The following is a 24,467-nucleotide window of genomic DNA, read 5'->3' as shown; positions in this document are numbered from 1 at the left end:
ATCTTTTATATGTACAAGAGACTGCACTACAACAAACTAATTGTTAGCTTATGTTTTACCTTACTTTCATTTACGACTGTACAAGCCAAACAACCATATTCACAGGTAGTGGCTGCAGCAAAATTAACAGAAGTATCTGAGACCATTACTCTTAAAGAAAATAAAGCATCACAAAAAATAACAGGCAGCACTGAATATAATAGCGAAGAAGAAAAGTCAGCTATATTATTATCTAAACTAGGTTGTCTCCCCCAAAAAGAGGTTAATCAATTACAACAAAGCACTGCATTAGAAAATTGTGCTGCTCTTAAGCCGTTAACAATTGATTACCCAACAGTACCTACGTCACTGACATCATTATTGAATCAGCTATTAGCTGAAAATATAGTTGAAGGTTATAACATTAAAGCTCAAACAATGGCGACATCGAGTGACTCAGGTGACAATGTAATCCTTTACGGTCATAGTTCTTTGGTGCATGCAAAGCAACTCATTAGTTTATTAACCGTTAACAATGTTGACTTCACCTGGCAATTAATCGCAAAAAGTTCAGCCTTCAACATTCGTGAAAATTGGCAAGATACTAAAACAGAGGAAAAAAAATCAAACATTAGAACAGCGCAAGAGTATGATTTAAGATTCAACTTCGCTAATCAAGCTGAACAAAATACTTTCATGCCGCTAATCAATCAATTTGCCAAAAAAAATAGTGAAGGTCAAACGGGCTTAATTATTGATGCTTGGTGGCAACCGTTTTATCGTACTTTTCATCCACAAGCCTCTTTTATTGCAGTAAAAAGGATATCGCTGCAAGCCGATGGGTTTATCGCTTCAACACTTGTATTACCCCCTAATGTAGATAGTGTACTTAAGAAAATTAATAACACCTTATCTCAAGCAAAAATGAACGTTTCGCTTTCAAGCGAGGATGTTTGGGTCAATCCTGCTTTTTATCGCTACCTTAATGGCGACTATAAATAGTAATCCCCTTTTATAAATTAACGGTTATCAAAACAATTGCACCAGCATAAGTTGGTGCAATTGCTCCAATCTAGTGCTGTATAAATTTCCCTCAATTGTTCATTACCCATAAAAAATTTCACAAAGAAAATAAAACACAATAAAAACAATAGATTAAAGCGGGATAAAAAACTGACACTTAAGTCAACTACTTGGCATTAATTCTGCTTTATTAGTTCATATAATAATAAAAAATAAATACTGCTAATAATTGAATTAGCGTTCTGAACAAATTTTAAGGGAAACACTCTGACATGACACTACGTAACTACAAAACCACTTACCTTGCTTCTGCAATTGCATTAGGTCTTAGCTTAACTTCGAATGTATTCGCAGCAGATGAAGAAACTAAAAAAGTTGATGAGAATATTGAAAAAATAGAAGTAAGAGGTTCCCTAGGAAGCTTACCTGGCCAAGCAGTTGAATCTGTTTTTGGTTTTGGTGAATCAATACTAGAAACGCCACGCTCGGTATCAACAATTAGTAATCAGCAAATGGAACGTTTTGCTATCACTGATCTTGATGAGTTAGTTGCATTTTCACCTGGTACATTTACACAATCGTTTTTTGGCGTCGCTGGCTCTTTAGATGTTCGTGGTACACCTGGTGAAAACTACTTCAGAGGAGTTAAACGTCTTGATAACCCGGGTAACTTCCCGACCCCTATTGGTGCATCAAGTAGTGTTGATATTGTTAGAGGCCCTGCTTCTCCAATTCATGGCCCATCAAAAATTGGTGGTTATTTAAACTTTACCCCTAAGTCTTCTCGTGCCACTGGCGGACAATACTTAGATGAGAATAAAGGTGAATTTTCTATCACAACAGGTAGCTGGGATAAAAGTGTCATAACAGCTGAAGTTGGTGGCCCTGCCAAAATAGCAGGGAAAGAAATGGGCTTCTATCTGTATGGTGAAATTGAAAACTCAGGTAGTTTCTATGATAACTCTGGTACGGATCAAACTATATTTCAAGCCTCTTTTAATGGCGACATTACCGATAATTTCCGTTTTGAAGTAGGTGGCATGTACCATAAATACGATGGTAATCAAGTTGCAGGTTGGAACCGTTTAACACAAGACCTTATTGATAACGGCTCTTATACTACGGGTACATCGAAACCTTTAGATACCAATGGTGATGGCTCTATTTCACATCAAGAATATGGCGCAGTTAACTTAGCGGGTAACAGCTTATTTTATGTACCTGCAACCTCATTTAATGACGCTGAAGTAACTGAAGCGATGATGCTAGAGAACGCCGGTACAAGTACATTATCACATAACCAAGTACTCACCGCTGCCGACGATCAACTTAAAAATACCGCTGTTACGCTATATTTAGATATGTTTTATTACACTGATAATGGTTGGGAAATTAAAAACCAATTATTTTATGATGCCTATGACAATATCAATGAAAACGCATACGGTTTTGCTCAAAAACATGATAGTTATGTTGTTGAAAATAAGCTTGTATTTTCAAATGAATATGAATTCGATTCATTGATCGCACAAGTACAAATATCACCTTCAGTTCGATACACCAATTTCAAACATGCTGATGATTTTACCAATGAATATTTTAACCGTCGTGATCTAACCATGCCTTCAACTGCATTAGATCGTCGTTTACTCGCGACAAGAATTGATAAAGATTATGATAATTATGACGTAGGAAGTTATACCGATTACGGTATCGCCGCGATGTCAAATTTAAGTTGGGATTGGGGCTTAAATGTCTTATTAGGTCTTCGTTACGACACTATAGATATTGAAACAACCAGACTGGATTATAAATTATTAGGCTCTGCTGATTCATACGATACATCTAATACTACTGACGCGAGTAAAACAGAAGATGGTGTATCTTGGAATACCAGTATTTCATATAAGTCAGACTTTGGCTTAGTTCCTTATATTACTTTAGCTGAACAAGGAACATTGGTTGCAGGTCAAGGGGCAGAAATTGGTGTTGCTCAGTTAGAAAGTGGTGCTTTTGATGTTTCAAAATTAACTGAATATGGTGTAAAAGGTAGCTTTTTAGATGACAGCTTATACTTTGCATTATCATTTTATGAGCAAGAACGTACTGATTTTAATGCTCAGTCAATAACCACTAACGCCACTACGCGTAATGAAGGAACAGAATTTGAATTACGCTGGGTATTTAACGAACAACTTGTGTTAAGTGCAGGTTATACAAATCTTAAAGTTTATAACTTAACAGCCATACAAGATGGCGGTCAGTTTGGCTTCTTAGGTGCTGAAGATTTAGTTAACTTAAGTGATCCGGCTCTTATCTATGGTGGTAATGTTATTGGTTTAACATTAGTTGGTGATGAAGAAGGCGGACGTAAAGCGGGTATGCCTGAAGATATATACAGCGTGACCGCAACTTATGATTTCCAAAATGGCTTTGCCGCAAATGCTAGTGTGGTTAATGCCAGCTCAACTTACTCAGGTTTCTCACAAGCAGTAGAACTACCTTCATATACATTAATGAATGCTGGTGTGTTTTATGATGCCGAAACTTGGACTGCAAGTTTTACCGTTAAAAACTTAACCGATGAAAAATACTACCGTTCTAACTTCCCAGATCTATTTGGTGGACAAGTAGTATTACCTGAACTTCCACGACATGTTCAAGCAAAATTCAGCTACAAGTTCTAAAATTAGCTAGCTCACAAAAATGTCGTAAAGACTCATACTCAGTATATGAATATGAGTCTTTTTTAAGTTTATATAAAGTAAACATATTCCTGTTATTTTATCTTTATCATAGAGAGACCCAATGAAGTATTTATTAGTTCCAATAACCTTACTCGGTTTAATGTTCACCCTATCTAGCTGCAGTGCAGTAAAAACAGCTACACAAAATTCTGCCACGCAAACCATAGAAGAAACTAAGCCAATTCAAGTAAAAGTTGTTGTTGTTAACATGTTTGAAATTGGTGAAGATTCGGGCGATAAAGCCGGTGAATTTCAGCTATGGAAAGAAGGACAAGCCTTAAATACCAAGTATGAATTTCCACAAGGTTTCCACGATTTATACTTAAATGAAGAAACAGGTGTTTTAGGTATGGTAACGGGCATGGGCACAGCGCGTGCAACTGCTGCTATTATGGCTTTGGGCTTAGACCCTCGCTTTGACCTTACTCAAGCCTATTGGTTAGTCGCAGGTATTGCAGGTGTTGATCCTCATGATGCTTCCATTGGCTCTGCAGTATGGGCAACATGGTTAGTTGATGGTGATTTAGCACATCAAATAGACGCTCGCGAAGCACCTAAAGACTGGGCTACCGGATACTTTCCTCTTTTTTCACATGGGCCATATAAAGATGAAACAGTGTCAGACACTAAACATCAGCCTGCTGGTGAAGTCTATAAAATAAATGGTGAGCTTGCTGAATGGGCCTATCAACTAACTAAAAACACTCCACTGACTGATTACCCGGCAATGCAAAAATTAAGAGCTAAGTATGTTAACTACCCTAAAGCTCAATTACCGCCCTTTGTATTAAAAGGTGATCACATGGCTGCTTCTACATTCTGGCATGGTAAATTACTTAATGAATGGGCTAATTCATGGACAAAATTTTGGAGTGACGATCAAGCAAACTTTGTTACTTCAGGTATGGAAGATACGGGTAGTTACCAAGCATTAACTTATTTAGATAGCGCCGGAAAGGCAGATAAAAACCGCTTTATGGTACTTCGCACGGCAAGTAATTACAGTATGCCGCCAGACAGTTTAACTGCTGCTGAAAACTTAGCAATGGAAAGTGGTGAAGAGGGTTTTGCTGGCATGTTATCGTCTTTAGAGTCTGCTTATTCTGTCGGCAGTATAGTCGTTGACAATATAGTCGCTAATTGGTCTATATATAAAGAGACTCCTCCTTACCAAACGAAATAGACTAACTAAGCTCAGGCTAATGAGTAAATTCTGTAATTAATAAACTCTATCGCCTGATGCAACAATAAAGACAGCAATGAATAAGTCTAACTATTGCTGTCTTTATATTATTCGTCAATGCAACTATTCAACGGTACAACAATATCAGTTGGACATAAATTAGCGTAAACCATGTCGCGCAATGTGCTTTGATATAAATTAAAAGTTTAAATAGTTCATCTTTATTTATTTTTAAGCATTATGCTACCGCCCCATTAAGGACTGCCCTATGAATAAACTACTTACCCAATTCATATTACTGTTTACAGCGCTATTCATTCAACTGAATGCTAACGCAACAACAATGAAAAGTACGATTACAGAAAGTGCAGTGTTAGCACCACAACCAATTTTAATTGAAGCACCAATGCCAATTGAAGCCGAGTATCTAGCTAAAAGACTGTCAAATGTTCGAATAGAATACTCAGGTTATTTTACTTTTTATATTGGCACATTAGATAACTACCCTGTTATCGTCGCAGAAACAGGCAAAGGGCTAGAAAATACTGCCGCAGCAACAGCTATTGCCATAGAGAGATACCGACCTTTAGCCATCATTAACCAAGGAACATCAGGCGGACATGATCCTGCGCTAATGGTTGGAGATATAGTGTTAGGTAAAAGAACCGTAAATATTGGTAACTTTAAAACATCATATAAAAAAAACGGCCAAGGCTCAGATCCATTTTCGTGGATACCCATGGATATTATGGCATCAAAAGGTAGTGCTGGAGAGGACTCTGGTGCCCAAGATGCTGAGAAAATACGTTTTTATGCGGGTAGCCCAACACTATTAAATTCAGCTATCGCCGTCAAAGGCTTATATAAAAGAGGCAAGGTTGTCGAAGGTACAATCGGCTCAGCTAACTTTTGGAATAATGAAATTGATAGAATTCTCTGGTTCCATAAAAATTTCGGTACCAGCGCGGAAGAAATGGAAGGCGCTGCCGCTGCAATGATTGCCAGTGAATATAACATTCCAATGCTAAGTATTCGTGTGTTATCAAATAATCTAACTAATGGCGGAAAGTATGATCCTTCAACCGCGCAAGATTGTCAGCAATTCGTTCTAAATACAGTAAAGCATTATATAGCAACACTATAAAACGGAAATCCTATAAAAAAACATTCATTTTATAACAATTCAAGTAGGCATTATGGACATTTTATATAACGTTGAAGATAAACCGCCACTAGGGACATCCATATTACTCGCAGCACAGCATTTACTTGCTGCACTAAGTGCAATTATTACAGTCCCACTAGTCATTGGCGGAGTGTTAAAGCTTCCTGTAGCGGATATTGTTGTCCTAGTTAACGCAGCAATGCTAATTTCGGGCGTGGTAACTATTATTCAATGTAAAGGGCTTGGTCCTGTTGGTATTCGATTACCTTGTGTTATGGGCACGAGTTTTACCTTTGTTGGTGTCTCTATCGCGATTGGTTTTGAATATGGTGTGGAAGGCATTTTAGGCTCGGCTTTGGTTGCGTCACTTGTAATGATCATTGGCAGTTTTTTTATGCCAATAATTAGAAAATTTTTCCCGCCTATTGTTACTGGCACAGTGGTGACTTTAATAGGTCTATCATTAGTACCCGTAGCAATTGATTGGTTTGCTGGTGGTCAAGTAGGCCAAGATGACTATGCTTCGCTGTCTAATTTAGCCATAGGTTTGCTAGTTTTAGCAACCGTGGTTACATTATCTATCTTTGGTAAAGGTATTTTATCTGCCGCTGCTGTCGTTATTGGCATGCTTGTCGGTTACCTTGTTTGTTTAGCCTTAGGGGTAATCGACTTTAAGCCAGTAGAAAGTTCGCCATTATTTGCCTTACCCAGTCCTTTCCATTTTGGTTTAAGCTTTCCAATTAGCGGTATTATTGGAATGTCTATCGCTTACCTAGTAACAATAGTGGAATCTACCGGAGATTTTCTTGCACTGTCTAACGTAACAAAAACTAAATTAACCGGAAAAAAACTATCAAGTGGTATTTTATGTGATGGATTAGGTTCAGCGCTAGCATCGGTATTTTCAACGACGCCTTTTTCTTCCTTTTCACAAAATGTTGGTATTGTTGGGATGACAGGCGTTGCCAGTAGATATGTGGTTGCTATTACAGGTGCAATGTTAGTTCTGGCAGGTTTATTCCCAGTTTTAGGGGCTATGATTGTCTCTATACCTCTACCTGTATTAGGTGGTGCAGGCTTAGTTATGTTTGCCATGATTATTACTGCAGGGGTGAATATTTTATCTACCACTCAACATACGAAACGAAATGGCATGATTATCGCTGTCAGCATTGCTACCGGTATGGCAGTCACTGTTCGTCCTGAATTATTAAGTCACTTACCTGAATTTCTCAAAGTTATTTTAGCTTCAGGGATAACGACTGGTTCAATTATTGCCTTATTGTTGAATGTAGTACTACCAAATGCCGATATTATTACGGATACTGAATAGTGAGCTAATACCAGTTTCATTAATTAAGTGAACAAATTTATACGTAGAAAAAATTGCCAAATACAAGGCGTTTATTTCAATAACTAGTTGTGCTAATTATTAAATAAATAACGATGTAGTTGGTGATTTTAGCAAGTAGAAATGATCACATAGTTAGTGAGATTGGTATAAAACGACTGTTCAATGGAAACTCAGTGATTAAATATCGCTGAGTTTCATCAAAAAAGGACAGGAAAAGTTAGAAGTTAGGCAGCTTAAAAACAACAACATTAGCTGATGCCACAACCTTTAAGAATAACATGCGTTAATGTAGCAACAATCGCTTCAAAATCGTCGTCATCCATAGCCCTCTTATCGAGTGCTGCAACAACTTGCACATTAAAGTCAGCATAATGTTGCGTAGAACTCCAAATTAAGAATAGCAAATGATGTGGATTAACATCATCAATCAAACCTTCTTTTATCCAAGCCTCAATAACGACAACTTTACTTTGCAACCATACTTTAAAATCATTATTTAGGTAATCATGCAGAACAGGTGCGCCATGAATTAATTCACTAGCAAATATTCGAGAGGCATCGGGATCATTTTTAGAATGCATTACCTTAGATCTAATGTATGCACTAAGCGCGGCTTTTGGCTCACTACTCGCATTTAACGTATCATAATCTCTGTTCCAAACTTCGATAATATTACTTAAAATTTGCTGATACAAATCGGTTTTATCTTTAAAGTAGTAATGAATATTAGCACGAGCAATCCCAGCCCGCTCTGCAATACGCTTGATCGATGCACCTTTAAAGCCATGAGTAACAAACTCTTTTTTAGCAGCTTTAAATATAAGAGCTTTATTCTTTTGTCGAATAGCCCCTTCTGTTTCTTTCACTTTTTTCACAAAAATCCCTATTTAAAAATCGCGAGTAAACAAATGTTAAAAAAACGAGTCCTAACACACAACTTTAGTAAATTTTATTTATAAACAATTGGTTATAAATAAGTTGTTATAAATAATCACTGGTTAAAAACAATATAATTTAAATAGCTTTAAATAACCTGTTCAAACCAATAATTATTAGATAATAAATATTGGTATTTTTCAACCAAGATCAACAACTTCAGTTATTATTTTACTTTTTCACTATTCAAAGCTTGCCTAGCTTAACTTCCTTTATTTTTGAGTTAACCAAATAGCTAAACGAGTCCGCTCATCTTTTGTCATGTTAGTTTTATTCATAAAAGGCATATCTTGAGCATCAATAACCCGAGCTTTTATACGTGGTGCCCATTGTTTAATTGAATTAATATCATTAAACACAATTCCTGCTTGTGCCGTTTTAAACATATCATCAGTGTTGTTATTTGAATGACAAGCGCTACAACGTTGTTCAATAATTTGCATTGCTTGTGTATCACTTACCGTTAATTGTTTTTGTGCTTCGTTTAACTCAACTGATTTAGGCGCGATTAGAAAAGCTAAAACAATCGTTGCGACCACAGAGCCAACCAACACTAAGGGCTTTTGCTTACCAAAATGACGTAATACGAAATATTGTCGCACTGAGGCAGTAATTAAAATAATCGCGATTAATACCAGCCAATTAGCACTATGGTTATAAGTCATCGGATAATGATTTGATATCATAATAAAAATGATAGGCAGTGTTGTATAAGTATTATGTGTTGAGCGAACTTTGGCATTTAATCCATAGCTAGGATCTGGTGCACGTCCTTCTTCAACCGCTTTAACTAAAGCTCGTTGCGACGGCATAATACCGAAAAATACATTACCTGCCATAATAGTGCCTATGATTGCCCCCATATGCATATAGGCACCACGTGCACTAAATATCTGCGTTAAACCATAAGATAAAGCCGTTGCGACGGCAATTAAAATCAAACCTAAAACAATGCCATGATTTCTTAACTTAGTACGTACTAAAAATTCGTAAATACCGACACCAACCACAATAGAGCCAAGACCTAATACAATCGCTTGTAATTGTGTTAAATCGGCAACCCGTCGGTCAATTAAGTATGATTCTGCACCAACATAAAACATCAGTGACAATAATAAAAAACCAGTAATCCACGTAGTATAGGCTTCCCATTTAAACCAGTGTAACGTAGTTGGTATTTTAGGTGGGGCAAGCTTATATTTAGCTACTTCATAGAAACCACCGCCATGAATGGCCCATAAATCACCGCCAATACCCTTATCCATTTTTTCTTGTGGTGGTGTTTCTAAATGATTGTCTAACCAAACAAAATAGAAAGAGGCACCTATCCAAGCGATACCAGTAATAAGATGAGCAAACCTGATAATTAGGTTTAACCATTCATTAATATACGGATCCATAAACTTCCTCATTTTTTATGTAAACACTTCTTATTAAAATAAGTGTTTTTATTGTGAACAGAGCGTTATATAACGCTTGCTTTGTATTTTTATCTCTTCATTTAAACTTGGTTTATAATCAACTTATGATAGCGCTAATTTATAGGAATATAATAAAGAGTAATGATAACTAAAACCGATAATTAAACTTTTTCCCCCATGATATAAGTTGCTTTTACGTGTCGTTCATCACCTAACATACTTAAAATAAAGAGTTTTTCAGATAAGTTTTTACAATGGCTCATTCGTCTAGCCATTAAGGGAGTGGCATGACAATCAAGCACAACAAAGTCAGCTTCAGCTCCTTGAGTAAAGTTACCGATAGTGCCTTCAAGATCTAAGGCAATCGCGCCACCTAATGTTGCTAAATAAAACGATTGAAATGGGCCAAGTTTATCGCCACGTAGTTGCTGTGTTTTATACCCTTCATTTATTGTACTTAGCATAGAAAAGGTTGTTCCTGCACCAATATCAGAGCCCAGTCCAACATTCACATTATGCGTTTGTGCTTGCTTAAGATTAAATAAACCACTGCCTAAAAATAGGTTCGAGCTAGGACAAAAAGCAATTGCTGAATCTGTTTCACTTAAACGCTGACATTCACTGTCATGTAAATGAACACCATGAGCAAAAACACTGCGACGGCCTAATAATTTACTTTGATCATAGACATCTAAATAACCATCACTGTCAGGAAAAAGATCTTTTACCCACGCAATTTCAGCTTTATTTTCACTTAAATGAGTGTGTAAATAAACACTCGGATTTTCAGCCAATAATTGCCCAGCTTTATTTAATTGCTCTGTTGAGCAAGTAGGAGCAAAGCGCGGAGTGATGGCATACTGTAAGCGGTCAGTATTATGCCATTTTTCGATTAATGCCTTACTGTCATCATAGCCACTTTGTGCGGTATCTGATAAATAATCAGGGCAATTTTGATCCATTAATACCTTACCACAAATCATGCGCAGCTTTTTCTGCTGAGCAATGGTAAAAAAGGCTTCAACCGACTCTTTATGCACAGTACCAAATACTAAAGCTGTTGTTGTTCCTGCATCAAGCAGCTGATCTAAAAAGAACTCCGCAACTTTCTTACCATGCTCAAGATCTGAAAATTGACGTTCAAATGGAAAAGTATAACTTTCTAGCCACTCAAGTAATTGTTCACCATAAGACGCAATCATTTCGGTTTGCGGATAATGCACATGCGTATCAATAAAGCCCGGTATGATTAACCCTTTTTGGTAATGAGTAATCTCAATATCAGCAGGCAAGGTCGAAAACAATTCAGCAAATTCACCTATTTTTGCCACCAAGCCATTTTCAATAACTAGTAATCCGTCTTCTATATATTGATAGCTCTCTTGTAGAGGGACTTTGGCAGGATCAGCCAAAAAGTGCAGTAATTCTCCACGAAATACTTTTAACATTTATTCTCACCTTGATTTATAATGTCTTACTTGTTTGTGTGTCACACTATGTATTTATGTATTGGTAATAACCAATGAACCATCGAGTTCAAGTACATCGCAGTTATCGCCTTCGCCGCCTCTATCAACCACTAAAAAGTCACTTTCTCCGCCTAATGCTAAACAAAAATGGTGCCAAGTTCCTTTATGGTAATTAACGCCTTGATAAGATTTAGCAAGAAAAACTTTAATGCTATTTACATCAAACTCTCCTGCTGGTGCAACAACCACTAAATAATCATTGCTTCCCATAGGAATAAATGCCTGACTCCCTTTTGGGTGGCGTTCCATCATTTTGATAGCAATTGGTTGCACCAAAGGAGTTGAACGAAAAATATTGATTAGTGGATGCCCGTTATTATCATTTACATCAATTTTTGCTAGATCATGATAACGTTGAGTAAAGCCATCATTAATAGCAAAGTTATTTGCCTCTGAATTAGCTTCAATTACATCACCAAACACTGTAAAAGCATCTTTTGTTAATGGTTGTGGCGTCAGTATTTTTATATTGTCAGTCATTTGTTTTAGCTACCACGGTATGTTGAATAACCAAACGCAGTTAATAGCAATGGAATATGATAATGCGTGTTGCTACCATCAAGCTCAAAAACGATATCAACAAAAGGGTAAAAACCTTGTTCATTGTTCATGTCAAAATAAGTTTTGGTTGCAAAGTGCATACGATAAACGCCCGCTGGAAGCACAACATCATTAGCTAATAAATCAGTTATGCGTCCATCGGTATTTGTTATTCCCTTAGCAAGCTCTTGCCAACCATCTAGTGTTTGCGCAAAAAGGCTAATAGGTAATTTTTGTGCTGGTAGTCCGCGGGTAGTATCTAAAACATGCGTTGTTATTTGGCTCATCATTTTTGACTCATAGTAGTTTATCAATTCTAAGGTGGAAAATTTTACGCTGCTCTTCCGCTGCATTTGCTAATTCAGTTGCTCTATTATTGGGTAAGCGCTCGAGTAACAAAGCTAGCATTTCTGCAGCACTTTTACCTGTAGCACAAACAATAAAAATAAAACCAAACTTATCTAAGTAATCAGCATTACCCTTGGCTAAATCAACGAGCACTTGCTCACTTGCTTGATTTACTGAACTTTGTTCACCACTGGCTAATTCTTTTGTATTCGCGTATTTCGCTCGCAAAGTTGCCACATTGCCGATTTGAGGATGCCCTTCAAAGGCTTCTAAATAATCTTTTTCTTCTAACCTTTGCCATACTAAATCTGCTTGCGTCGCAATTGCTCTACTGTCGCTAAAAGGCCTTGCCTTCACCATAGCTTCAACCCAAGCAGAAGCTGTGCAACATTGCATAAAAGCATGCGTTGCTTGCTCAACAGACAAGGTATTTAATTCTTCTATATTCATATTTTACCCTATCGCTAAGCTAGACTTTCCCAAACACTCTCATACGAGAAATACCACCGTCAGGAAATATATTTAAACGTACATGGGTAAACTTTTCAGTGTTTGCCGGTATAATTTCATTTAAAAACAGATGTTCGCGATGTGCGTACAATTTAGTTTTAGCAATAATAGGTTGCCATTTGTCTGCTTGCTTACCATCAGTAAAATCATCACTGTCAGTTACCATGCCTTCTAAAGTAAAGGTATCCGGAAAGTTACCTTTAAAGTGACAGGTATCTACAATGACTTTTTCAATACTGCCCTTAGCCGCAAGTTTTACAATTGACCAATCTGGCCCCGGATCACGGCGTCGTTTAGTTTCCCAACCATCGCCCATATCTTTACCACGACCAGGCATAATAAGATTATTTTTATCACTAAAGAACATGTCACTAACAAGCAGCGCTTTGCCACCATTTTTAATGTAGGCTAAATCAATTAACTCTCCATCAACAAAATTTTTCCAGTTAACGTCGGCTTCCCCATAAACACGAAAACGTGCAATACCACCATCAGGAAACATATTTAAACGCACATGCGTCCAAGCGGTATTATTATTAATTTCAAAAATATTCTGACTGTGAGCATTTACCGCTACTTCAGTTAAAATAGTCTGCCAAACCGTATCTTCATTAGGTTGAACATCACTTACACAAGCTTCTACTGACACTGTTTGAGGCGCGTTACCACGAAAATAATTAGTGTCGATATCAAAACCACGTATTACTCCTTTGATACCAAGACGAATAATGCACCAGTCGAATTCTCTGCCATTGTCACGGCCATAGCTGCGTCGAGATTCCCAACCGTCCATCCACTTGCCACGATCAGTAAACTTACCATCGATAAAAATACCTCGACCCGGTTTAAGCAAGTTTTCCATGCCGGCAAAAAAGTCATCGCTACACGATAATGTTTCACCGCCAACCCGTTCGCTGGCTAAGTCAACACAGTTAGTTTTCAACTGAGTAACTAATGCTAATGAAGCACCTGTTAATTTGTTCTGCTCTTGTGTATTTATATCTAGCATCATTGCTTGTTGTTCCTACTTAAAATTTTTAATCGTTAACACGTATCGTCAAGGTTAATTGCTGACGTTAGTATAGTTAGCTACCAGCTTAAAGTTTCCCTTTAAGTAACGGACGGCCTTTGGGTGTGTTGATAAATTGATCTTGTTGATAAACATGGTGACCACGTACAAAGGTATGCTGTACCTGACCTGTCACTTTTCTACCCGCGTATGGTGTTATATTATGACGATGCTTAATCATTTCGTTAGTAATAGTGAATTCAACATTGGGATCAAATACTAAAAAATCGGCATGATTACCTACTTTTATTGCCCCTTTCACTGAGTCTAAACCAGCAAATTTTGCCGTTTCGGTCGACATCAAACGAGTAATATCAATTAAACTAAAACCACGTTCTTTGGCTTCAGTCCAAATTAATGAAATACCGAATTGTAGCGCTGAAATACCACCCCATGCTTTTTCAATATCACCGGTATCAATATGCTTTAATTCAGGTGTGCAAGGTGAGTGATCAGAAACAATAAAACTTAAACGACCATCACTAATTGCTTGCCATAAATGTTCACGGTTCTGGTTTTCACGAATAGGAGGACAACATTTAAATAAGGTTTTACCATCAGGAATATTTTCAGACGCAATGGTTAAATAATGTGGGCAGGTTTCTGCTGTAAAACGTAAGCCCTCACTTTTAGCTTGCGCGATAGTATCTAACGCTTCATCCGAAGATAAATGCACAATATGTACCTTACAATTATCTCCTTTCTGCTTAGATTCACGCGCCATATCTACCATTAGTGATATCGCATCGTTTTCCCATTTTTTAGGGCGCGACTCAAGAAAACTATTATATTTCTTGGTTATTTCAACATCATTAAAACCACCACAGTCTAGCTCTGCATGAATTAAGTAAGGTACATCATGTTTTGCTAAAATAGGCATTGCAGCACGAATATCTGTTGCTGATACATTAGGGAATTCTTCAATACCCGAGTCAATCAAAAACGATTTAACACCCAATACACCAGCATTAAGCAATTCGTCTAAATCAGCAATGTTTTGTGGAATCACACCGCCCCAAAAACCACAATCAACCCATAATTTATCTTCAACAGCGTCGAGTTTTTCTTGAAAGGCAGCCTTAGTAGTAGTAACAGGTATACAGTTTAATGGCATATCAACCAGCGCGGTAATTCCGCCGGCGGCAGCCGCTTGTGTTGCCGTATTAAAGCCTTCCCATTCTGTACGGCCGGGTTCATTAATATGTACATGAGAGTCAACTAACCCCGGCATAATAACGTATTCAGCATAATCTAAAACTTCACACGGTAACGTTTGTCCATACGGATGGATAGCATAAATATGCTCATTTTTAATTTCTACACAAGCAGGAATCATTGAAGATTCACCATTGTTAGTGCTTACTATTACGTTTTTACTTTGTAGGGCAAAATGAGACACTTTGCTACTCCTGTTTAAACTGATCATATTACTAATAAAAAATTACTGCTTGTTATGTAAATCTAAGTAACTATTGCGCAGTAAGTAACTGCTTAATTTCTTGCCAATGAACACCTTGCTGTGTTGATGGCGACTTACTACTTTTTGATGTATTTTCATTTAATTGATGCGCTTTTTGAGCTTGATAAGTATTGATAATTTCGCCTGCGATAGAAACAGCAACTTCTATTGGTAACTTTCCACTGACTGCTTTCAATCCTATTGGGCAATTCATTCGCGCCACTTGTATTGGATCAATGTCACGGTGTTTATAACGTTGCTGAAAACGACGCCACTTAGTATCAGAAGCAATTAACCCTAAATAGGTAAAATCCGCTCGCTTTAAAATAGCTTGCGATATGTCAAAGTCCATTTGATGATTATGAGTCATCACAATGTAATAACTATTTTCTGGCATATTGGCCACTTCACGTTCAGGCTCTTCACTTACCACTTGTCTTACATTCTGAAAAGTATCAATATTATTTGGAAACTGTTCATTGCGGCTATCAACCCAGGTGATATGACACGGTAATTGCGTCAGTATTGGCATTAACGCTTTTCCAACGTGACCAGCACCAAACAGCATGATATTAACGCCGACAGCGGCAAAGCATTCGAACAATACACTGGCATTACCACCACAGCATTGTCCTAAATTACTACCTAATTGAAAGTGCTCTAAATGTTGACCACTTTTACCCACAGCTAGCATTTTTTGTGCATACTTAATTGTTTTATGCTCAAGATGCCCACCACCAATAGTGTCGTAAATGTCATCTTTGCTAATCACCATTTTAGTGCCACTATTTCTCGGTGTTGAGCCTGATACGCCGACAAGGGTTACTAAAACATAAGCTTGGCCTTGTTTACTCAATTGATATACTGCATTGTTCCAGTTATTACTGGTGGAAATAGTCATACTACGTCTCTCGTTCTTCGCTAATCATCACGTTTATCAACACGTTAAGCTATTGCTGACGACTGTGATTTTACTGCTTCAACAGCCCAAAGTACGCGTTCTGGGGTTGCTGGCGTATCAAGTTCAGGACTAATTTTATAATCAGCAATACTTGAAATAGCATCTTTCAATGCACACCAAACCGACATGCCCAACATAAACGGCGGCTCTCCTACGGCTTTAGAGTTATAAATAGTATGCTCGCGATTAGGCGCGTCAGGCATCAAGGTCACACGGAAATCTTGCGGAGTGTCATTAATCGCAGGTATTTTGTAAGTAGCCGGATTATTTGACAGCAAACGGCCTTGCTCATTCCACATCAACTCTTCAGTGGTTAACCACCCCATACCTTGAATAAACGCTCCTTCTATTTGTCCAATATCAATAGCTGGGTTAATTGAATGCCCTACATCTTGCAATATATCGGTACGTAACGTTTTATATTCACCTGTTAACGTATCGATTATCACTTCAGATACTGCCGCACCGGTTGCATAATAAAAGAACGGACGACCTTTACCTGTAGCACGATCAAAATGAATTTTAGGCGTTTTATAGAATCCAGTAGAAGATAAAGATACTCGGCCCATATAAGCAATCTGACAGAACTCTGCAAAACTAAACGTTTGCTCACCCACCACAATATTATTGTTTTCAAATATGACTTGCGATGCTGTAACTTGATATTTTTCACAGGCAAAATCAATTAAACGTTGTTTAATAATTTTAGCTGCGGCTTCTGCGGCTTTACCATTTAAGTCGGTTCCCGAAGATGCTGCCGTTGGAGAGGTGTTAGGTACTTTGTCAGTGCGGGCAGAAGAAACAGCCACAGTATCCACATTTACTTTAAACTCTTCGGCAACAATTTGTGCCACTTTGGTATTGAGACCCTGCCCCATTTCACTACCACCATGATTTAAGTGGATAGTACCATCAGTGTAAATATGTACGAGTGCGCCAGCCTGATTTAAATGCTGCACTGTAAATGAGATACCAAACTTTACCGGTGTTAAGGCGATGCCTTTTTTCAAAATAGGACTATTAGCATTAAACGCTGTAATGGCTTGACGACGTAATTGATAGTCAGAGCTTGCTTCAAGTGTCTCAATTATTTCAGATAAATTATTATGCTCTACCTTTTGATGATAATGAGTCATGTTACGTTCAATATCACCGTACAAATTTACTTTTCGAATCTCTAACGGGTCTTTACCTAGATGACGAGCAATATCATCCATAACCATTTCAATGGTCATCATGCCCTGAGGCCCACCAAAACCACGGTAAGCGGTATGAGACACTGTGTTTAATTTACATCGATTACCTGTAACGGTTGCTTGATCTAAAAAGTAAGCGTTGTCTGAATGAAACATTGCTCTATCAACAATTGCATCAGATAAATCAGGTGAATAGCCACAATTACCATTCACTTCAATATTAATTCCCTTAATTTGGCCATTGTTGTCAAAGCCAACCCGGTAGTTATTTTCAAAGGGGTGACGCTTGCCCGTCATGATCATGTCATCCATACGACCTAACTTGAATTTAACAGGTCGTTTGGTTTCATTGGCAAGTAAGGCGGCAATACATGCCCAAGGTGCAGCTTGCGTTTCTTTACCACCAAAACCACCACCCATGCGGCGCATATCCACTAAAACTTTATTTAATGGAATAGCTAACACTTCAGCGACTAATTTTTGTACTTCGCTAGGATGCTGTGATGAAGTGAATATTTCCATGCCACCATCTTCTGTTGGTACCGCAGTAGACACTTGACCTTCAAGGTACATATGCTCTTGTCCACCAACAACGATCTCGCCTGATAATTGATGTTCCGCATCAGCAATAGCAACGTCAGAATCGCCACGTTTCATCGTAAATGGCGGGCGAACAAAGTTCTGTTTTGCTAAAGCATCTTTTACAGTTAATACGGCTTCAAGCGCTTGGTATTCAATTTTTGCTAACTTGACCGCTTTACGCGCTAAGTCATAACTAGTGGCCGCCACCGCAAAAATGGGTTGACCAACAAACTCTACTTTACCAATAGCTAAAACGGGATCACCAGGAAATATCGGACCAATATCTGTATGACCAGGAACGTCGTCAACAGTGATTACCGCAACCACACCTTCGGCTTTTTTTACGGCAGATAAGTCTATCGAAAGAATATTCGCATGAGCGTGAGTAGATTGACCAACCGCAGCATGTAATTCACCGCGTAATGAAGGTCGATCATCGACATAAATAGCTTCACCAGCAACGTGCTTCTCTGCGCTTTCATGCTTTTTAGACCGACCGACACCACCTAAACCAACATTTTCTTGTCCATTAACAAGGTTTGCATCAGTATTTTTATGTACTTTGTTTGTATTCGCTTTTGCTACATCAATAAGACTACGCATAATTCACCACCCGTGTTTCTATCACATGACTTTGCAGCTCTAGGTAGCACTTTTCAATCAGGTTTTGCGCAACTTTCATGCGATACTTATCTGATGCGCGTACATCAGACATTGGATTAAAATCAGTTAATAATGCGGCTTTTGCTTGTTCAACAGATTCCTTAGTAAAGCTGCTACCTAATAGTGCTTTTTCAGCCAAAGATGCTCGTTTAGGTGTGGCAGCCATGCCACCAAAAGCTAAGCGAACAGTAGTGATTTTTTGCGCTGACTCTTCAATAAAAAAGGCTGCTAGTACCGCTGAAATATCATCATCAATACGTTTAGATATTTTATAAAGCTTCAAAGTTTGACCTACTGCAGGCTTAGGAATTTGTATTGATTTGATAAATTCCGATGGTTTAAGCACTGTTTTTTTGTAATCAACAAAATAATCTTCCACCAGTATTGTGCGTTCAACACCATTAAGATGTAATGTCATGGTGGCACCAAGAGCAATTAATGCTGGTGGCATGTCACCAATAGGTGATGCATTACCAATATTGCCACCTAATGTACCTGTGTTACGTATTTGCTTAGAGCCAATACGCTCAATCATGTCACCTAAATCAGGATAATAATGGTGTAATGTATCGATGAATTTACTGTATGGCAGTGCTGAGCCAATCACTATTTCAGACTCTGTTTCTTCTATGTTCATCAATTCATCAACATTACCGACATAAACCAGCTTATTAATGGTTGCTAAATTTTGAGTCACTGAAAGGGCTAAATCTGTACCACCAGCCACTAATGTTGATTCGGGCTCTACAGTTAACTCATATGCCAATTCATCGATAGTTAAAGGAGAAATATACTGATGACCATTACCCGCTAAGCTAGGTGCTGGTAACTTTTGTAGCTCAGTAAGCGTTGCAACAGTTTCTTGGTAATGTTTAGCGAAAGAGTCTTCATCACTACCAACACTTGAGGTAATAGCAGCTTCAATAATTGAACGATAGCCAGTGCAACGGCATAAATTACCCGCTAACGCCTCTAGTACTTCCCCACGACTTGGTGTTTGATTATGCTTATGTAAAGCAAAAGAAGACATAACAAAGCCGGGTGTACAAAAGCCACATTGAGAGCCATGATTATCAACCAGTGCTTGCTGAGCATGATGTAAGTTATTGTTCTCTTTTAAATCTTCTACCGTAATCAATTGTTTTCCATGTAAATTACCGACAAAAGTAATACATGAATTAATTGATTTATAATGAAGTTGCCCCGTGTTGTCACTATCTAACTCAGCAACAACGACAGTACAAGCACCACAGTCTCCAGAAGCACAACCTTCTTTACTACCAGTACTAAACTGTATTTCACGTAGATACTGTAAAACAGTTATATTAGGGTCTATATTCTCTATACTGACAACGTTATTTTTAAATAAAAAACGAACGGTATTATTTATCATAATCTTTTCCGTAATTCCTTGTTACTTTTCGAGACAAGCGGTAATGGTCTAAATATACCAGAGTAAAAAACTGACACAAGTGTCAATTTTTCACTTATACCCTATCAATTAGTTAAACACTATTATTATTGTTATTCTCATTAAATCTAACACAATGAAAAATATACAAATAGTAGTAAACACCACATTTGTAGCACCTATATTTATTGTTATTTATAAAATAAGATTATGTTAATTTAGTGACACTATAATAAAAATATAGTCGGTATTAAGGTTGTTTTAAAGTTTAGGGTGAACAAAAAAATCGTCATTCCGCAGTCGCTTAATACGGGATCCCATGAGGTTAGCACAGCGTAATTAAGATCCTGAATCAAGTTCAGAATGACGACTTAGAGTTCAGGGTGACAAATCAGTCATCATTCCGTAGATCACTTAATACGGAACCCTAATAGTATGGTTGAATAGTAGTTAGGATAACGAATCCATCAACTACGCAGCATAACGATTGGGATCCTGAATCAAGCTCAGAATGACGACTTAGAGTTCAGGATCACGAGAAAGTTACAGGAGTGATATGAGCAAGTAGCATTTACAAGCTCTGAGTTAAGTCTTGCGCCAATGACCCCGTTGGCTTTTCAATTACCCGAATTAGCTCTTTACCATTTTGTTTAACAATAAACGTAGGGGTGTATTGTAAATCGTTCGCCTCTGCTATACCGCCAGCATCACGTTTATCATAATCCACAGCTACATAGTTAATACTTGCAAGCTTTACTTTAGACTCTTCAAGTAACTTAATTAGTTTTGGCACTTCTCGCTCACTGTCGTGGCACCATGTTCCAAATAATACAATAAGCTCTTTGCCTTTTAACTTTTGCATTAATGCTATATCTTGCGCTGTTGGCGTAAACGCTTTGTATTGCTCGCTAAATTTATCATAATCGTTCAACAGTACATCAGTTGTAATACCGCCCGAAAACGGTGCATTAGCGACACAACCTAGCAATGGCATACTTAAAGCACACAATAAAATTAATTTTTTAAACATAAGGTTACTTTTAAAATGAGTAATTTAACGACTATACCCAATATTTAGTACGGTGTGAATAAAGAAAGGATACTCGCTTATAAAAAAATTAGTTGTAAAGTATGTGTTGTTCAAGTTTTAAGATAACAAATCAGTCGTCATTCCGTAGATCACTTAATACAGAATCTCATAGAGTACACACACCGTAATTAAGACCCTGAATCAAGTTCAAGATGACGACTTTAGGCTTTTAAAATAACGAAAAAGTTATTCCTCTTCACCTTCTAACAGTTGAGCAAAATGAGATAGCTTCTCTAAAGCTAAGCCATGAATTGATTGTCGAGGATAACGACCTGTACTATTCATTACGCCTGCCGTGTTTTTCATTAATAACTCTAATGCTTGATCAATCGTTTCTACTGCATAAATTGAAAACTCACCACGCTCCACCGCTTGTATAACTTCGTTATTTAACATTAAGTTAATAACATTGGTTTTGGGGATAATAACGCCTTGTTTGCCAGTTAATCCTTTATCTTTACAAAGTTGAAAGAAACCTTCTATTTTTTCATTAGCGCCGCCAATTGATTGCACTTCGCCATGCTGGTTAATAGAGCCCGTAATCGCTAAGCTTTGATCTATTGGTAATAAAGTAACCGCTGAAATCAATGCACATAGCTCTGCCATTGAGGCACTATCCCCGTCGATATGACCATAAGATTGTTCAATGGCAATATTAGCCGAAATAGCGACAGGAAAACTTTGACCATACTTATGCCCTAAATACCCTGTTAACAACAAAACACCTTTAGAGTGAATAGATTTACCTAAATCAACTTCACGCTCAATATCAGTTACACCTTGGCTACCAGCATAAACGGTTGCCGTGATACGTGCAGGAGTACCAAAAACACTATCACCAATTTCTAATACTGTTAAGCCATTTACTTTTCCAATGAACTCACCTTCCGTATTAATTAGTACTTGTTGCTCTTTAATTTCATCAAGCCAAGTTTCGCTTAATCTTCCTGTACGACGTTTTTTAGCTGCTAATGCCATAGCAACATGCTCAGACTTTAAAGTACCGTTTGCACCACTTTTATTCCACCAATAGTTCGCTTCATCTAATAAGTCATTTACTTGCACAATATTGGCAGAAATTTTATGTTGGTGCTCAGCTCGTCTTAACGAGTAACGAACAAGCTCAAGTACTGCTTCATCATCAATTTCAGGATAATTGTGTTGAAATGCACGTTGACGAATCAAATTACCGAAAGCAATTAAGTTATGATCTGTTTTCTCTAAATGACGATCAAAGTCAGCTAATACTCGGAATAATTCGGTAAATTCTTGATCGTAATCTTGCAGAGTGTAATAGATTTCAGCATCACCTAATAAAATAACCTTTACACTTAGCGGTATTTTTTCAGGCTGTAAACTGTACGAACCAGGTTGGCTTAACTCTGAGTAAGGATTCTCTATTGTTATTTGCCCAGTTTTCAACGCCAGCTTAAGACGAGACCATACTAAAGGCTGTGTTAATAACTTATCAGCATCAAGTAATAAATAACCACCGTTCGCTTTATGTAATGCGCCAGGACGAATTAATCGATAACTAGTATAAGTACTGCCTTGAAAGCTAGAATAATCTACATGACCAAATAAATTTTGATATGTTGGGTTTTGCTCATAGACAACAGGTGCGCCATCAGTTTCATTTCTAGGCACTAATAAATTGGGTAAAAAGCGTTCAACCATAAGTTTACGCAGTTCTTTATCATTAGGTGCATCATCTTCATTATTGACTAGAATTTCTAACGATACATCAACGACATGATTACTAACCTTGCTGAGGTATTTTAATATCCCTGCATTTTCACTAAACTCTTGTTCTAGTTCTTGTAAATAGGGTTTTATTGCTTGCTCTGCCGTTTCAATTTTCAGTTTACGTAATAAATCTGATGATTCACGTTTCCATAATGGCAACTCAATTAATTGTTCAGCCAGTGCAATTTCTAATTCGCCTAGCAATTTATAAAACTGAGCTCTTTCAGTTTCATTAATATTAGCAAATTCTTTATCATTTAATGGCTTACCATCAACTAAAGGAGCAAAACCTACTTCGCCATTTTCTTCATATAAGGAAACATTGTTTTTCAGCGCTATTTTTTCAACAGTAGAAATAGCTTCATCATATTTTTTATTAAAATCACGATCGATAGCAGACTTATATCGTTGATAGCCTGGGTTATCAAAAATTTCAGGAAATAAATCCATTAATTCATCAATAAACTTATTCATGCGTGACAACAACTGTTTACCATCACCGGGGTTAACATAAAGTTTATAAGGTGCATGGCTTTCATCAAAATTATTGATGTAACACCACTCAACTGGAGTCGCTTGTTCTTTTGCTAGTTTAGCTAATAACTGCTTAATTAATGTTTGTCTTCCTATGCCATGTTCTCCCATAGCAAACACATTAAAGCCTACAGACGACATTGAAAGACCAAAATCTAATGCCTCTTTAGCCCGCTCGTGGCCGACAAAAATTTGTTTTATTTCGCTAGCATCTTTTTTTTGAGAGAAAAGTTTGGCAGATAGAGTAGAGCTAAGTTGTTCAGCAGTAATTTTACACTGCAAAGCAGGTGTTGTTATCATGTATGTCCTTGAGAATATTACTTTTTAAAATAGAGCAAGCGAGATAAAGCTATAGCGTTAGTGTACTAGTTAAGCGCTTAGCTAACAATATAAATGCTTACTCTAGCTTAAAGATACTTTAAGGATCTAATGGTAAACGGGTAAAGCTATCTCCACCACATTTAACACATTCCGTCACTTCACTAAAATGCACAATATGCTGTTTATCACCACATTGTTGGCAAGCCAATTCACCAAAACCAATAAAATCACCCACTTTGTATAATCCATCATGTTCAAAATCTTCCACTAATTCAGCCCATTCAACTTGCGACTTATCGGTTAATTGAGCAAGCGTCGACCATAGTGTTTCATTGAGTAATCCTAAATAAGTAGAATCCTTAGCCTCTGATTGATTTTGCAAATAAAAATCATGTAAATCGTGTTTTAAGTTATCTGTAAATTGATTTACTTTTTCCTCTGACATCTCTTCAGCTGCCTTGGCATATAATTTCGCTTGCTTCACTAATTCGATAACTTTTGGCTTTTGTGACTCAGTCATTTCTTCCAGCCAATTACTGAGATCTTGGTAAATTTCTACAAGATAGTCTTTTTGATTTGCCATTACCTTTTCCTTTTCTCATTATATTTATGAATACACTTACTAACAGTATAGACAAAATTGCCAATATAAGCTTGTTGTTAGCACGCTAGATAAGGTATTCTATCACGATAATTTAAA

The 24,467-nt window shown here is 37.4% G+C and carries 19 protein-coding genes; 5 read left to right on the top strand and 14 right to left on the bottom strand.

The genetic code is table 11. The features are described 5' to 3' along the window. The first annotated feature begins 9 nt into the window (after window positions 1-9). The 5 genes from KO509_RS04020 to KO509_RS04000 all read left to right on the top strand — a co-directional run bounded on the left by KO509_RS04020 (window position 10) and on the right by KO509_RS04000 (window position 7,430). Window positions 10-981, top strand: coding sequence for a hypothetical protein (locus KO509_RS04020; RefSeq protein ID WP_215972005.1), 972 nt, complete (start codon window positions 10-12; stop codon window positions 979-981). A gap of 293 nt (window positions 982-1,274) precedes the next feature. Next, window positions 1,275-3,689, top strand: coding sequence for a TonB-dependent receptor (locus KO509_RS04015; RefSeq protein ID WP_215972004.1), 2,415 nt, complete (start codon window positions 1,275-1,277; stop codon window positions 3,687-3,689). A gap of 121 nt (window positions 3,690-3,810) precedes the next feature. Then, window positions 3,811-4,932 carry a purine nucleoside permease gene (locus KO509_RS04010; protein ID WP_215972003.1) on the top strand — a complete coding sequence of 374 codons (1,122 nt, stop codon included), beginning with the start codon at window positions 3,811-3,813 and terminating at the stop codon, window positions 4,930-4,932. A 268-nt stretch (window positions 4,933-5,200) separates the two neighbouring features. Continuing rightward, window positions 5,201-6,076, top strand: a complete 876-nt coding sequence (locus KO509_RS04005) for a 5'-methylthioadenosine/S-adenosylhomocysteine nucleosidase (protein WP_215972002.1) — start codon at window positions 5,201-5,203, stop codon at window positions 6,074-6,076. 52 nt (window positions 6,077-6,128) lie between these two features. Continuing rightward, on the top strand, window positions 6,129-7,430 hold the full coding sequence (locus tag KO509_RS04000) for a nucleobase:cation symporter-2 family protein (protein ID WP_215972001.1): 1,302 nt from the start codon (window positions 6,129-6,131) through the stop codon (window positions 7,428-7,430). A gap of 269 nt (window positions 7,431-7,699) precedes the next feature. Here KO509_RS04000 and KO509_RS03995 read toward each other — a convergent pair whose 3' ends face one another. The 14 genes from KO509_RS03995 to KO509_RS03930 all read right to left on the bottom strand — a co-directional run bounded on the left by KO509_RS03995 (window position 7,700) and on the right by KO509_RS03930 (window position 24,350). Beyond that, complete coding sequence (locus KO509_RS03995) at window positions 7,700-8,326, bottom strand: TetR/AcrR family transcriptional regulator (RefSeq protein WP_215972000.1); 627 nt, start codon at window positions 8,324-8,326, stop codon at window positions 7,700-7,702. Between the two features lie 273 nt (window positions 8,327-8,599). After that, the gene (locus KO509_RS03990; protein WP_215971999.1) at window positions 8,600-9,787 is read right to left on the bottom strand and encodes a urate hydroxylase PuuD; all 1,188 of its coding nucleotides are present in this window, start codon (window positions 9,785-9,787) and stop codon (window positions 8,600-8,602) included. A gap of 182 nt (window positions 9,788-9,969) precedes the next feature. Further along, window positions 9,970-11,256 (bottom strand): guanine deaminase, encoded by a 1,287-nt coding sequence (gene guaD / locus KO509_RS03985; protein WP_215971998.1) that lies wholly within the window; start codon window positions 11,254-11,256, stop codon window positions 9,970-9,972. Between the two features lie 54 nt (window positions 11,257-11,310). Continuing rightward, a complete protein-coding gene (locus tag KO509_RS03980) occupies window positions 11,311-11,817 on the bottom strand; it encodes an ureidoglycolate lyase (RefSeq protein ID WP_215971997.1) in 507 nt (168 codons plus the stop codon). Between the two features lie 5 nt (window positions 11,818-11,822). Then, on the bottom strand, window positions 11,823-12,167 hold the full coding sequence (gene uraH / locus KO509_RS03975) for a hydroxyisourate hydrolase (RefSeq protein ID WP_252727373.1): 345 nt from the start codon (window positions 12,165-12,167) through the stop codon (window positions 11,823-11,825). 7 nt (window positions 12,168-12,174) lie between these two features. Continuing rightward, a complete protein-coding gene (gene uraD / locus KO509_RS03970) occupies window positions 12,175-12,675 on the bottom strand; it encodes a 2-oxo-4-hydroxy-4-carboxy-5-ureidoimidazoline decarboxylase (RefSeq protein ID WP_215971996.1) in 501 nt (166 codons plus the stop codon). Between the two features lie 19 nt (window positions 12,676-12,694). Further along, window positions 12,695-13,747 carry an allantoicase gene (gene alc / locus KO509_RS03965; RefSeq protein WP_252727372.1) on the bottom strand — a complete coding sequence of 351 codons (1,053 nt, stop codon included), beginning with the start codon at window positions 13,745-13,747 and terminating at the stop codon, window positions 12,695-12,697. A gap of 85 nt (window positions 13,748-13,832) precedes the next feature. Then, complete coding sequence (allB, locus tag KO509_RS03960; RefSeq protein ID WP_215971995.1) at window positions 13,833-15,203, bottom strand: allantoinase AllB; 1,371 nt, start codon at window positions 15,201-15,203, stop codon at window positions 13,833-13,835. Window positions 15,204-15,273: 70 nt separating this feature from the next. Further along, window positions 15,274-16,164 carry a xanthine dehydrogenase accessory protein XdhC gene (xdhC, locus tag KO509_RS03955; RefSeq protein ID WP_215971994.1) on the bottom strand — a complete coding sequence of 297 codons (891 nt, stop codon included), beginning with the start codon at window positions 16,162-16,164 and terminating at the stop codon, window positions 15,274-15,276. 44 nt (window positions 16,165-16,208) lie between these two features. Beyond that, entirely contained in the window at window positions 16,209-18,605 is a 2,397-nt protein-coding gene (gene xdhB / locus KO509_RS03950; RefSeq protein WP_215971993.1) for a xanthine dehydrogenase molybdopterin binding subunit, read from the bottom strand. Then, window positions 18,598-20,058 (bottom strand): xanthine dehydrogenase small subunit, encoded by a 1,461-nt coding sequence (gene xdhA / locus KO509_RS03945; RefSeq protein ID WP_215971992.1) that lies wholly within the window; start codon window positions 20,056-20,058, stop codon window positions 18,598-18,600. Before xdhA ends, xdhB begins: the two co-directional genes overlap by 8 nt. Window positions 20,059-20,647: 589 nt before the next feature. Continuing rightward, the gene (locus KO509_RS03940; RefSeq protein WP_215971991.1) at window positions 20,648-21,106 is read right to left on the bottom strand and encodes a thioredoxin family protein; all 459 of its coding nucleotides are present in this window, start codon (window positions 21,104-21,106) and stop codon (window positions 20,648-20,650) included. Window positions 21,107-21,352: 246 nt separating this feature from the next. Continuing rightward, window positions 21,353-23,746, bottom strand: a complete 2,394-nt coding sequence (locus tag KO509_RS03935; RefSeq protein ID WP_215971990.1) for an ATP-binding protein — start codon at window positions 23,744-23,746, stop codon at window positions 21,353-21,355. 118 nt (window positions 23,747-23,864) lie between these two features. Then, window positions 23,865-24,350 carry a zinc ribbon-containing protein gene (locus KO509_RS03930; RefSeq protein WP_215971989.1) on the bottom strand — a complete coding sequence of 162 codons (486 nt, stop codon included), beginning with the start codon at window positions 24,348-24,350 and terminating at the stop codon, window positions 23,865-23,867. Window positions 24,351-24,467 lie beyond the last annotated feature (117 nt).

The sequence above is a fragment of the Colwellia sp. C2M11 genome (assembly GCF_018860915.1).
In the GTDB taxonomy this organism is placed as follows: Bacteria; Pseudomonadota; Gammaproteobacteria; order Enterobacterales; family Alteromonadaceae; genus Colwellia.
The sequence above is the reverse complement of the archived record's forward strand: the minus strand, read 5'-3'. Positions and strand labels throughout refer to the sequence as shown.